The following is a 12378-nucleotide window of genomic DNA, read 5'->3' as shown; positions in this document are numbered from 1 at the left end:
TGCGATCGACGTGCGGATTCCGCTCGGAGAGAGTTTTTTTGACGACGACAGAGGCCGGACGACGGCTTGCGCGAGTTCGTTGAGAATTTCGGCACCGCTTGTCTACCGCTCGCCCCCCAGCGCGCGCAAGAACGTGGCCAGATCGCCAACCTCCCCTTCATTCAACCCCAACGGCTTGAGCAGCGTCGTCGGATGCCCGAGCGGGCTCGCCCCTACACGCGTCGAGTAGAAACGCACCACTTGCTCGAGCGTATCGAACCGCCCGTCGTGCATGTACGGCGCGGTGCCGGCCACGCCGCGCAGCGTCGGCGTCTTGAACTGCCCGAGCTGGTCGCTCTGCAAGGCGAGATAGCGGATCGGCGCATCGGCCGCGATCGCGTCCGCATACTCGCCCGCGCGCGTGAACCCGCTCGCGAGCAGCGTCAGCACGCCGCGGTGCCGGCCCGGATCGACGCGATGATTTTCACCGAGCGCGATGCCCACATCGTGGAATTCGCCGTCGCTCAGGCCCGCGCCGCTGTGGCACAGCGTGCACTGCCCTCGCCCGACGAACAGTTTCAGGCCGCGCTGCGCCGCGACCGTAAACTCGCGGGTCGGCGCGCCGTCGCCTTGCCGGAGTCGCGCGACGTAGCGGTCGAACGGCGTCTCGCCGACCGTGATGCCGCGCTCGAACGCCGCGATCGCCTTGCCGATCTCGGCGAACATGCGGTTCGCCGCGCGACGGTCGTCGTCGCGCATCGCGCGCCACGCGACGTCGAGCGGATCGTCCGGCGCGTCGACGAGCGGACGCGCGGCCGGCGGAAAGCGCCGCGGATCGGCGATGCCGTCGGGCAGCGCGCCGAACACCGCCGCGTAGTCGGCCGCGAGCCGCGCGTCGCTCGCGACGAGACGGATCTGCGCCAGCCGGTTGCCGCCCATCTCGCGCGCGTTCTCGAGCGGCCCCAGCGCCTGCGCCCAGGCCGAGTCGGCGCGGCCGTCCCAGTAGAACCAGCGGTTGTGCGCGGTGTCGCGAATGCTCGGCGTATTGCGCGCGAAACGCGCGCCGCCGTCGGCGCTGCGCTTGCCGTCGGTCCACGCGCGGGCCGGATCGTGGCAGGTCGCGCATGCCGTCGCGCCGTTCGCCGACAACCGCGCGTCGAAGAACAGGCGTTCGCCGAGCTTCGCCGCGCGCGGATCGTCGGCGACCGCGTTGCTCGGATCGCGCGGCGGCGGCGGCAGCGGCGACAGTCGCACGATGGCACGCAACTCGCGCGCGTCGAACGTCACCGCGTCGTCGGCGCCCGCGCCCGCCGCCGCGAACGCCAGCACGCACGCGACGGCGAACCGACTCACGGTTCGAGATCGACCGGAAACACGACGCGCTCCATCTGCCCGTTCGCGGCGACGCCGATGCGCAGTTCCCAATGCCCCGGCATGTGCAGCAGCAAGCCGGTGACGGTCGCGCTGCCGTCGGCCTGCGGTGCGACGTCCGGCTGCAGCGTCGTGCCATGGTTGTGCTCGGGCATCCACGCGCTCGCAGTCACCTGCGCGCCGGCGACCGGTGTCGCGCGGTCGTCGCCGCGCAGCACGCGCACGCGCAGCGCGAACAGCGCGTTCAGGGGCAGCGGGTCGGGCTCGCTCGTCCACTCGACGTAGTAGCTGCCGCCGCCGGTCGCGGCGCCGTGTGTCGCGGCGTGCGCGGCACCCGCCGCGACGATGGCGAGCGCCGCAACGAAGCGTTTCACGGCGGCGAATCCCGGCTCGGAAACGCCGGACGCTTGCCGAACGCGAAGCGCGCGCCGAACGCCTCGAAACTGCACGCGGCGAGTTCGGCCGAGTCGGGCACGCGCAGCCCGATCACGTACGTGCCGTCGCCGCGATCGACCACGGCCTTCGCATCGCACGCGCACGGCTTGGCGCAGGCGAGCTTCGGCGCGCGGCCGGGTCCGATCACGTTGCCGAGCGCGTCCTGCGGCGCGACGGCGACGGGATACACGCGATCGCGACCGCTGGCCTTGGGATCGCCGACCGTCACCTTCGAACGCTCGGGGTTCACCTTCACGTCGACGAACAGCGACTGCTTGAGTTCGCGATGCGCCATGCAGCCGGCCACGGGGTAGTCGAAACGGAAGTGGTACGTGTACATGCCGTCGACCGCGGCGCTGATCGGCAGGTCGGCGCTGAACGTGCCGTTGAGCGCGTGCTCGTCGCCGTCCTTGCCGAAGTCGTTGAGTTCGTATACGTCTTTTCTTGTGGCAATTTTCATCGCGCCGAGCTGCCGCTCGAGCGAGCCGACCGGATCGGCCTTGACCGTCGCCGAGCGCGTCGTGCGCTTGACGAGGCCGCCGAGGCCCGCGGTCGGCCGTTCGACTTCGACGGTCATCTTCGATCCCGGATAGCCGCCGAGCCGCTGGAACGGCGGCAGGATGCGCACGGCCGCCTTGAGCGGTTCGCCGGTGCGCACGCGCGTGCGCGGCGGGAACGCGGTGAGCTGCGACAGGCCGGTGACGAGCACGTTCTTGTGCCAGTGGATCGTGCCGCCCGCGCGAGACTTGCCGACGATCGCACCGGGCCGTTCGCCCTGCGCGCCGAACAGCGCGTCGATCGCGCCGGCGCCGCCGCCGATCGGCGCGACGCCGTACGCGTACACGGGCCGGCCCGGGTCGACGAGTTTCGCGGCGACGTCGAGAAAGCGCTCGGCGCCCTGCACGAGATCGCGGTTGACCACGCGCGGATCGCGTGCGGCGCCGGCGCAGCGCAGTATCGACGCCGCTTCGGGCACGCCGCGCGTGTCGGTGACGATCGCGCGCGTGCCGCCGCAGATCGCGCGAGCGAGCGGCGCGTCGTACGCCTCCTTGCGATCGGGTCCGACCTGGCGCGCGTAGACGACCAGATCCCAGCGCTCGCGCAGGAGGTCGGCGAATTTCGCCGCGTCGTTCGTCGCTTCGATCGCGCCGACGGTGACGCCGCCCTCGGCCTTCAGCGCCGCCTCGTACGCCGAACGTCCGCGCGCGCCGTCTTCGAAATACAGCACGCGGCCGCACGACGTCTTGCCGCCCTTGCCCGCCGGACACAGGCGCTGCAGCTGCCGCCGCACGATCGCCTCGCCCTGGCGCGGGCCGGCGAACGCGTCGGTCGCAAAGCCGTTGACGAACGCGTCCTGCGGGCGCAGCAGCTGCATTTTCCACGTGCCCTGCGACTGGCCGCGATACGGCAGCGCGCTGCGCTTGAACGCCCAGCTGCGCTCGGCCGACATTTCGCCGGCGCCGGCCGACGGCACCCACGCGTCGCCGTCGGGCGACGTGACGAGAAGATTCAGACGGTCGCCCGGCAGGTCGCTTCGGTTCCAGCCCGCTTCGAACGTGATGCGGTTGTCGTCGCACGACTGATACGGAACGATCGGCCCGGCCGCTTCGTTCGCGCCGAAGCTGCCGTTCGGGTCGAGACCGATGAATTCGTCGGTCAGCTGCGCGAAGCACTTGGCGAAGAAATCCTTGAGGTCGGTGCCGGTCGCGTCGGTGTTGTTGAGGTAGATGCCGCCCTGGCGCTCGGTGAAGATCGTGAGCAGATCGCCGTTGACCGACGCTGCGTTGCCGAGGCCCACGGCGCACGCCTGCGCGACGTCGAGCGTCGTGTAGTCGATCGCGGCGCCGGCGCCGCCCTGGCAGCCGGCTTCCAGGCACGGCGCGACGTTTTCGAGACCGTCGGTCAGGAGCAGCATCGCCTTGCGCTCGTTCTCGCCCGGCGCCGGCACGTGCGTCGCGCACGAGCCCCCCGGGCACAGTTCGCCGACGGCCGCCACGACGCCGCTGCCGATCGACGTCGCGCCGCCGGCCGCGAGCGACGCGAGCTTCGTCGCGAACGCGCCGGCGGGATCGCGCAGCGTCGGGGTCACATCCTGCAGCGGCAGGTTGAATGCGGCATTCGACGCATTGTTGGAATAGGAGGCAAATCCAATCCGGTTGACCGCGCCGTCGGAGCGCCCGTCTTCGAGCAGGTCGGCGAAGAGGTCGGCGGCCTCTTTCGCGTTGTCCAGGCGCGAACCGGTGCCGGTGCCCGACGGCGCCGACATGCTGCCGGAGCGGTCGATCACGAGCACGACGTCGGTCGCCTTGACGTTCTGCCACGCGCGCATCACGTCGTCGAGCGCCTTGTGCAGCCGCCAGAACATCGGGTCGCGCGGCGAGCAGCTCGGGTCGGCGCAGTCGGCGTTGTAGCCGCCGCCGTCGGCGTCGGACACGGCGCCGTGCATCGCGCCGTGAAAGTACGCATCGAGCAGCGTGCCGATTTCGTCGGCGTTCTTGAACTGATCGAGCGACGTGTACGGAAACGTCACGCCGCCGACGGAACACACCGGCGCGGCGGGCGCGGGACACGCGGCGGGTCCGGCGCCGTTGAGATACAGGCAGCGGCGAAACGCCTCGCAGCCGTCGCAGGAACGATTGTTCGGCCGGTTGATGCCCGTGCCGCAGCCGAGCGGATGCGCGCCGGGCAACAGGCCCGCGCCGAAATGGCCGTAGGGCATGTTCATGCCGGGGCACCATTCGAGCGAATCGATCTTGTCGAGGCCGAGCGTTTCGCGATAGACGTTGAAGTCGCTCTCGAACTGGCGGTGGAACGCGAACCAGCGCAGCCCGCGGTTCGGCGGCGGCGGATTGGCGTTCGTACCGACGTTGCCGAGGCAGTCGTGCCACGCGACGTGCATCGCGCCGATCGTCTGCGACGCGCCGGGATCGGGCACGGCCATGCAGCAGTCGGACGGATCGTTGTCGACGTTGCACGTCGGATTCCACGAACAGGCGAGCGCGGGATTGCCCATGCGCACGCACTTGAGCGGCACCTTGGCCGGCTCGAAGTCGGTGTAGTCCCAGCACACTTCGGCGTGCGCGGGCATCGCGAGCATCAGAACGACGGCCGTCAGCGCGGCCACGGCATATCGCACCAGCAACGGCGACTGCATGGTTCCTTCCTCCCTGGTACCGACCCCTTCGGTTCCTGCCGCCCGCGCCGTCCCAACGTATACATCGGGAGAACGATCCGGGTCATACCTTTCGTGTCGCTTCAGGCCCGAACCTCTCAATCCCTGCGACGGCGGCGTGGGAGATTTGTCGCCATGGGTACAGTTAACATCGATATCGATCGCCACGGTCCGCCGGGGGATGCCATGGTCGTGAAGTCCGAGAGCCCGAAGGCCGTCGCCGCGAAAAAGCCGACGCCTCGCCCCAGGGCGCCGAAGAAGAAGCCGCAGCCGGCCGCGCCGGCCGACGATCCGGCGCACAACGGCCTGCCGCGGCTGCGTCTGCCGCAGGCCGAACATCGCCTGGTTCCCGAACCGCCGGACTACGACGAGGCCGTGCTCGGCGCGTTCGACTCGGTGCGCGCGCTGCGCTCGGAAGCCATGCAATGGGCGCTGAGCGTGCGCAACCGCCGCCGCTGGTCGAACTCGCTCGAACGCGTCAGGTCGCTCGCGTCCGACGCGGAGCGGCTCGTGGCGTCGATGCTCGGCGACGACGGACTCGCGCAGCTCGCGCAGTCGGAGTTCGCGCAGGTCGTCGTGCCGTACCACGGCACCGACGACGGCTGGGAAAGCCGCATCATGCCGTGGGAATTCCTGCTCACGAGCGCGACGCGCACGCTGCGCAACAACCGCCCGCTGATCGTCTGCCGCCAGCTCGAATACGCCGAACCGCACGGCCCGCCGCCGGCGCCGGGCGGAACCGTGCTGTACGTCGAGAGCCAGCCCGGCGGGCTGCGCGACGCCTACAGCTTCACCACCGAACGCGCGCTCACGCAGGCGATGCTGTGCGGCAAGGCGGCGGCGAAAGCGGCCGGTCTCGTGTGGCGCGAACTCAAGCAGCCGACCCGCGCCGAACTCGCGGCCAAGATTCGCCAGTACCAGCCGCAGATCGTGCATCTGGCCGGCTTCGACGCGCACCAGGGCTATCGGCTCGTCGACAGCGATCTGACCGACCGGCAGTCCGCGCGCAAGATCGACGACGGCTATCTCGTCGTCTCGACCGACCGCTCCGAACCGATCGAAAACCTCACCGCGCAGTCGCTCGCCGACGCGCTGACCGCCGGCGGCGCGCGCCCCGCGCTCGTGAGCCTGAGTTTCTGGAACTCGTCGTCGGAAATCGCGCCGGCGCTGATCGGCAAGGGCGTCGGCGCCGTGATCGGCTTCCAGGACTGGTTCCGCGACGATCTCACCGAGCAGTTCTTCACCGATTTCTACCGCAGCTACCGCGCGTTGAAGTGGAATCTTCGCGACGCGTTCTGCGACGCCGTGCTGAAGCTGCGTTCGCGCGGACCGGCCGCCGCGACCGGCACCGGCGCCGTGCTGTGGACGGCCGCGCCGCTGATCGTCGACGCGGGGCCGCAGCGACGCGCCGCCGTCGACGTCTGCGTCGACGACGCGCCGGACAAGCTCAAGGCGATCGATCCGGCCGACGTGCCGCAGGACAAGATCAACGACTATCTGCAGATCGACATCGAGCCGCTCAGGGAGCTCAACTACGCGCTGATGCACAACGGCCGGCCGCTGTTTCGCAAGTTCAAGCTCGTGCGCGTGCAGCCCGGCCGCTATGCCGGCATCAACGTGCACGTCGAGCTGTGCTGCGGCCAGGGTTCGTTCCCGTGGCGCCGCACGGTCGTCGTCGACGCCGACAACGTGGACCTCTCCGGCGACATCGCGGCGTCGCTGATCGACACGGTGCTGCGCACGACGCGCGAAGCGGTCAACACGCTCGTGTTCGTCGAAATCACCTGGGGCGAGCGCGTGCTCAAGCGCGACAGCTTCACCGTCGCGCTGCCGCCGGCCGACCTGTGGCACGACACCGACATCGACCGCTGGTGGCTGCCGAGCTTCGTGCTGCCGCGCGATCCCGCGATCGCCGCGCTGATCGCCACCGCGTTCAACTACGTGCGCGTGCTGCGCGACGATCCCGCCGCCGGTTTCGACGGCTACCAGTCGATCGACGGCGCGCGCGACAACCCCTGCGAGGACGTCGACCTGCAGGTGCTGGCGATCTGGTCGGCGATCGTCTACGACTGGCGGCTCGGCTACATCAATCCCCCGCCGTCGTACGGCGGAAAAACGCCGGTGCAGCGCCTGCGCACGCCGAGCACGATGCTGCGCCAGCGCGCCGGCACCTGCATCGACCTTGCGCTGCTGCTCGCCGCGTGCCTGGAATATGTGGACATCTACCCCGTCGTGTTCCTGATCCGGGGGCACGCGTTCGCCGGCTACTGGCGCAGCCCCGAAGCGCACGACCGCTTCGTCGACGCGCGCACGCAGGCCGCGGCCGACATGGAGCGCGACCAGTTCCAGCAGTCGACGGCCGTGACGGTGCAGTCCGAAAGCTGGGTGTCGGGACCGCCGGCGTACTACGAGATCGTCAGCAGCGTCGAGGCCAACGATCTCGTACTGCTCGAAGCGACGGCGCTGACGAGCGCTTCGGGGTTCTGGCAGGCCGTCGACGTCGGGCAGCGCAACCTCGACGACGCGAACGCGTTCGAACTGATGATCGACATCGCGAGCGCGCGCGCGGCGCTCGTCCGGCCGCTGCCGATACTGGGAGACAACGCATGAACGCGCCCGCGGTCGACGACAGCACGCTCAGGCACGCGCTCGACGACATCGTTCCGAAACTCGACGTGTTCGCGCAGACCGAACCGGTCGAGACGCCGCGCACTGCGGCCGAAAAGCGCATGCGCCGCGCGTCGCTCGACGTCGGCGGCAACCTCGCGTCGGTGACGCTCGAACGCAGCGACGGCGTGCTGCGCTGGAGCTACCGCCGGCCGCCGCGCAAGCTCGGTCCCCGCCGCGCGGCGCAGCGCGAGGTGCGTCGCGCGGGCGCCGCGACGGTGCACGAGTTCCGCTTCCAGGAAATTCCGCCGAACCGGATCATCGAGCGTCTGCAGAAGCTCGACGTCTGGCTCAACCCCGACAACGGCCTGTGGCGCCGCCGCCCGCCCGCGAAGGCCGGCGACAAATGGACCCTGGACGCAGTCGATCCGAAGCTGCCGGCCGTTCTGCTGATCCACGGTACTTTTTCCAAAAGCCAGATGTTCTTCGACACGCTCGGCGAAGATCCGGCCGGCCGCAAACTGCTCGAAAGCCTCGCGGCCGGCCAGCGGCAGCTGCTGACCTTCGATCACCCGACCGTTTCGGTCAGCCCGGTGCTCAACGCGCTGGACCTGCAGCACGCGCTCGCGGCGGCGGGCTACGCGGGCGAGCTCGACATCGTCTGCCACAGCCGCGGCGGGCTCGTCGCGGCGTGGTGGCTGCGGCTGACGCAGATCAAGGTGCGCCACGTCGTCTTCGTCGGCGCGCCGCTGCAGGGCACGAGCCTCGCCGCGCCCTCGCGCATCCAGGCGACGCTCGACTACCTCGCGAACTTCGCCGGCGCGATCGGCGGCGTCGCCAAGGCGGCCGGCACGATCGTCACGCCGCTCACGCCGTTTCTCGGCGCCGCGGCCGGTCTCATGGGCATTTTCGGCGGCGTGCTGCAGACCGCGTCGCATTCGTCGTTCGTCGACGCCGGGGTCGTGCTGCTGCCGGGCCTGCACGCGCAGTCGCGCGTCGAGAACAACCAGGAACTGCTGCGCCTGCATGCGGCCGACCTGCCCGGCGGTTTCAAGCCGTTCGCGATCCTGTCGAACTTCGAGCCGGCCACGCCCGATGCCCCGATCTGGAAATTCTGGAAGCGCTGGGCGAACCCGACGCTGCGCCTGGCGAACAAGGGCGCCGACCTGCTGTTCGACCGTGCCAACGACCTCGTCGTCGACAACGACTGCATGACGCGCATCGCCCGCACCGACATTCCCAAGGGCGATCTGCTGGAATTCGCCACGAGCGACCAGGTGCACCACTGCAACTATTTCGTGCAGGCGAGGACCGTCGAAAAGCTCGGCGACTGGCTCAAGCGGTAACGACGTTCGAATTCGTCGCGCGGCGCTGTCGATTTGGCGCCTCACCGTTCGTCGCAGAGACGAAAGCCGGCCGCGCGCAACGTCGCCGGCGTCTCAACGATGCGACGCAAGGAGTTGAAATGTCAGCGATCGAAGCTTCCCTGCCGTCGCGCGGCGCGCGCCGGCTCGGGCGCGTGTTGAGCGACCTCGTGATACTGCTGCTCGTGTTCGACGCCGTGGCCAAGCTCGTGCCGATCGTGCCTCCGCCCGGCGCGCTCCCGCCGCTCGGCTACAGCGACGACATCGGTCTGACGCGCCTCCTCGGCGCTCTGATCCTCGGCTGCGCGGCCCTGTACGCCCTGCCGCGCACCGCGCTCGTCGGCGCGGTGCTCCTGACCGCGGTTTGCGGCGGTGCCGTCGTCACGCACTACGCGCTCGGCTCGCCGCTCGTCACCCATCAGCTGTTCGGCGCATACCTCGGCGCCGCGGCCTGGACGGGTCTTGCGCTGCGCGACGCGCGGCTGCGGGCGCTGTTCGCGGGAGCACGCGTCGTGCCGGACGAACTCTGAAGGGGGCAGAGTCCGTCCGGCGAACAACGCTTTGCGATTTACGGCTGCTGCTGCGGCGGCGGCGCCGGCTGGTCGGCCGTGCGCTTCGCCGAAGCGCCGCGCGCCTCGCCGCCCTTGCGGCCGATCGCGGCCATGTGCTCGCGGTCGCGGCTGATCGACACGCCGCCCTTGCGGCCGGCGTCGCGCGCTTCTTCCGAGGTGAAGGTGTGCGCAGTGCCGCGTTCGTGCGCGGCGCGGCCGCCGGCGCTCGCGATCTCGCGCTGGCGGCTGCGATCCATCGACGCGAAGCCGCGGCGGCTCGTGCGCTTGGGCGCCGGAGCGGCGGCATATTCCGTCGTTTCGGAAAGGGTGTGCAGGGCGTGGGCGTTCTGATCGTAAACGTTCATTGAGTCTCTCCGTCGGCAATCGTCCGCGGTCCGGGTCGAGCGCGGCATACCAGCTACCGCAAATTCCATTCCTGCGCGCAAACCCTGCAATGACGCCAAATCGTCCATCCGCCACCGCTGCAATTCGCCTGACGCGCGTCGTGCGTTATGCAAACTGCACGGGCCGCTAGCCCGTTCCGGCCCTACACTCGCGAGACTGCGTACGCTGGGTTCGGGGGAAGCGATGACGATCGTCGGCCGGTTGGCAGGTGTCCTTTTTTGCGGGTTGACGGGTGTTTTCGTCCGAATCCTGGGTGTCCAGGTTCGAATCCTCGCGAGACTGCGTACGCTGGGTTCGGGGGAAGCGATGACGATCGTCGGCCGGTTGACGGGTGTCCTTTTTTGCGGGTTGACGGGCGTTCTCGTCCGAATCCTGGGTGTCCAGGTTCGAATCCTGGGTGTCCAGGTCCGGCGAATCCTGGGTGTCCAGGTCCGGATTTGCGGGTCGACGGACGTCCCCGTCCGGAGCGTCCGTACCTTGGGTGTCCAGGTCCCGGGGGTCCAGGTCCGGGGTGTCCTGATCTGGGGTGTCCTCATCGGCGGTCCCGCCGCGCACGCGACCGACGCGCCATTCGACTGGCACGCGCCGCCCGCGCAGATCGCGGCGACCTGCGCCGACGCGCTCGCCGCGACGCGCGCGCAGCTCGCGGCGCGACCCGCGCAACCGCCGTTCGCGGTCGTGCTCGCGACCGAAAACGCCGTCGCCGCGCTCGACGAGGCGCTGGTCGCGCAGCGCCTTCTGGCCGATATCTCCGCCGACGACGCCGTCCGCGCGGCGGCTTCCGACTGTGCCGGCGCCGTCGCCGCGTTGCGCATCGAACTCGCCGGCGATCCCGTGCTCTACGCCGCCGCTGCCGCCGCCGCGCGCGACGCGCCCGATGCCATCGACCGCGCGCTCGCCGCGCACTATGCCGAGGCCGGCCGGCGAAGCGGCGCGGCGTTGCCGCCGCAACGGCGCGCGCGCCTGCGCACGCTGCTCGAACGTCTGCAGAAACTCGAAAGCGGCTATATCGCGGCGCTCGGCGCCGACCGCCGCACGGTCGTCTTCTCGGCCGCGGAAATCGCCGCGCTGCCGGAATCGGCGCGCGCGTCGCTCGCGCGCGCCGGCGACGGCTACGCCGTGCCGGTCGACAACCATCGCTACGAACTCGTCATGCGCCACGCGCCGGCAGCGGCGCGCGAGCGTTACTGGCGCGCGTACTTCGCGATCGGCGGCCGGGCGAACGTGCGCCGGCTCGAAGCCGCGCTCGCGCTGCGCCGCGACATCGCGCGCCTCGCCGGCTGCCGCGACTGGGCGACCTGCCAGCTCGCCACGCGCATGGCCGCGACGCCCGAACGCGCGCTCGCGCTCGTCGACGACGTCGACGCGACGCTCCTGCCGCGCGCCCGCGAGGAGATCGCGCACCTGGCGTCGATCAAGCGCGCCGACGGCGATCTGGGCGCTTTTGCACAATGGGACTATGCGTACTATCAGACGCGCGACGAACGCGCGCGCTTCGCGATCGACAGCGAAGCGCTGAGGCGCTATTTCCCGGTCGAGCGCGTCGTGCCGGCCGTGCTGCGCGAATACGAGCGGCTGTTTTCGCTGCGCTTCGTGAATATCGAACCGGCGCGGGCGTGGGCCGACGGGGTCGAGCGCTATGCGATCGTCGACGGCGACGCGACGATCGGCGAGTTCTATCTCGATCTCGCGCCGCGCGCCGGCAAATTTCTGCGGCCGGCGAACTTCGCGCTGCGTTCCGGGCGTCTGCGACCCGACGGCACGTACACGCGACCGGTCTCGTCGATCATCGGCAACGGCCCGGCCGCGGCGCCCGGCGAACCCGCGCTGTTCTCGCACCGCGAACTCGCCGACTTCTTCCACGAGTTCGGCCACGTCATGCACACGACGCTGTCGACGGCGCGCTACGCGACGCTGTACGGCGCGAACACGCGCATGGACTTCACCGAAGCGCCGTCGCAGATCTTCGAGAACTGGGCGTGGCATCCCGACGTGCTCGCGCGCGTGTCGGGCCGCGTCGGCGACGGCGCGCCGCTGCCGGCCGATCTCGCGGCACGACTCGTCGCCGCGCGCTACGCGTCGGCCGGCGCGACGTGGACGCGCCAGGCGATGTTCGCCGCGTACGACCTGTCGCTGCACGGCCCGGACGCCGGCGGCGACACCACGCGCCGCTGGCGGCAGTTTGCGAAAAAATATACCGCGCTCGCGCCGGTGCGCGGCGTGACGCCGCAGGCGAGCTTCCTGCCGCTGATGGGCGGCTACGACGCGGCGTACTATGGCTACCTGTGGTCGCTCGTCTACGCGCAGGACCTCTACACCGCGTTCGCGCCGCGCATCGACGACCCGGCCGTCGGCGCGCGCTACCGGCGCGCCGTACTCGAACCCGGCGGCACCGAAAATCCCGAAGTGCTCGTCGAGCGGTTTCTCGGCCGCAAGCCGAACGCCGAGGCTTTCTACCGCGATCTGGGCATCGCGCGGTGATACGATCGCGGCG

The 12378-nt window shown here is 70.3% G+C and carries 8 protein-coding genes; 4 read left to right on the top strand and 4 right to left on the bottom strand.

Annotated features, from left to right (window positions below):
* Positions 1-102: 102 nt before the first annotated feature.
* Genes OD750_RS18845 through OD750_RS18835 form a run of 3 tightly spaced genes read right to left on the bottom strand, consistent with a single transcriptional unit; the run spans position 103 to position 4939 of the window.
* Positions 103-1332, bottom strand: a complete 1230-nt coding sequence (locus OD750_RS18845) for a cytochrome-c peroxidase (RefSeq protein ID WP_263542176.1) — start codon at positions 1330-1332, stop codon at positions 103-105.
* On the bottom strand, positions 1329-1724 hold the full coding sequence (locus OD750_RS18840) for a FixH family protein (RefSeq protein ID WP_263542177.1): 396 nt from the start codon (positions 1722-1724) through the stop codon (positions 1329-1331). The genes OD750_RS18845 and OD750_RS18840 overlap by 4 nt, the downstream gene beginning before the upstream one ends.
* The gene (locus OD750_RS18835; protein WP_263542178.1) at positions 1721-4939 is read right to left on the bottom strand and encodes a vWA domain-containing protein; all 3219 of its coding nucleotides are present in this window, start codon (positions 4937-4939) and stop codon (positions 1721-1723) included. The genes OD750_RS18840 and OD750_RS18835 overlap by 4 nt, the downstream gene beginning before the upstream one ends.
* Positions 4940-5092: 153 nt before the next feature.
* Between OD750_RS18835 and OD750_RS18830 the strand changes: the two genes are divergently transcribed.
* The 3 genes from OD750_RS18830 to OD750_RS18820 all read left to right on the top strand — a co-directional run bounded on the left by OD750_RS18830 (position 5093) and on the right by OD750_RS18820 (position 9458).
* A complete protein-coding gene (locus tag OD750_RS18830) occupies positions 5093-7567 on the top strand; it encodes a CHAT domain-containing protein (protein WP_263542179.1) in 2475 nt (824 codons plus the stop codon).
* The gene (locus OD750_RS18825; protein ID WP_263542180.1) at positions 7564-8910 is read left to right on the top strand and encodes an esterase/lipase family protein; all 1347 of its coding nucleotides are present in this window, start codon (positions 7564-7566) and stop codon (positions 8908-8910) included. Before OD750_RS18830 ends, OD750_RS18825 begins: the two co-directional genes overlap by 4 nt.
* 119 nt (positions 8911-9029) lie before the next feature.
* Positions 9030-9458 (top strand): DoxX family protein, encoded by a 429-nt coding sequence (locus OD750_RS18820; RefSeq protein WP_263542181.1) that lies wholly within the window; start codon positions 9030-9032, stop codon positions 9456-9458.
* Between the two features lie 38 nt (positions 9459-9496).
* On the opposite strand, the gene OD750_RS18815 is transcribed toward OD750_RS18820, so the two are convergent.
* A complete protein-coding gene (locus OD750_RS18815; RefSeq protein WP_263542182.1) occupies positions 9497-9844 on the bottom strand; it encodes a KGG domain-containing protein in 348 nt (115 codons plus the stop codon).
* 517 nt (positions 9845-10361) lie between these two features.
* On the opposite strand from OD750_RS18815, the gene OD750_RS18810 reads away from it, so the two are divergent.
* Positions 10362-12365 (top strand): M3 family metallopeptidase, encoded by a 2004-nt coding sequence (locus tag OD750_RS18810; RefSeq protein ID WP_263542183.1) that lies wholly within the window; start codon positions 10362-10364, stop codon positions 12363-12365.
* Positions 12366-12378: the final 13 nt, after the last annotated feature.

It is taken from the genome of Tahibacter soli (genome assembly GCF_025717065.2).
Taxonomy (GTDB): Bacteria; Pseudomonadota; Gammaproteobacteria; order Xanthomonadales; family Rhodanobacteraceae; genus Tahibacter; species Tahibacter soli.
Note: the sequence above shows the minus strand (reverse complement) of the source record. Positions and strands in the feature narration are given on the sequence as shown.

What these genes read in the sequence shown, in the direction of transcription:
- OD750_RS18835 (WP_263542178.1), bottom strand. Translation starts at nt 4,939, where the DNA reads ATGCAGTCGCCGTTGCTGGTGCGATATGCCGTGGCCGCGCTGACGGCC.
- OD750_RS18830 (WP_263542179.1), top strand. Translation starts at nt 5,093, where the DNA reads ATGGGTACAGTTAACATCGATATCGATCGCCACGGTCCGCCGGGGGAT.
- OD750_RS18825 (WP_263542180.1), top strand. Translation starts at nt 7,564, where the DNA reads ATGAACGCGCCCGCGGTCGACGACAGCACGCTCAGGCACGCGCTCGAC.
- OD750_RS18820 (WP_263542181.1), top strand. Translation starts at nt 9,030, where the DNA reads ATGTCAGCGATCGAAGCTTCCCTGCCGTCGCGCGGCGCGCGCCGGCTC.
- OD750_RS18815 (WP_263542182.1), bottom strand. Translation starts at nt 9,844, where the DNA reads ATGAACGTTTACGATCAGAACGCCCACGCCCTGCACACCCTTTCCGAA.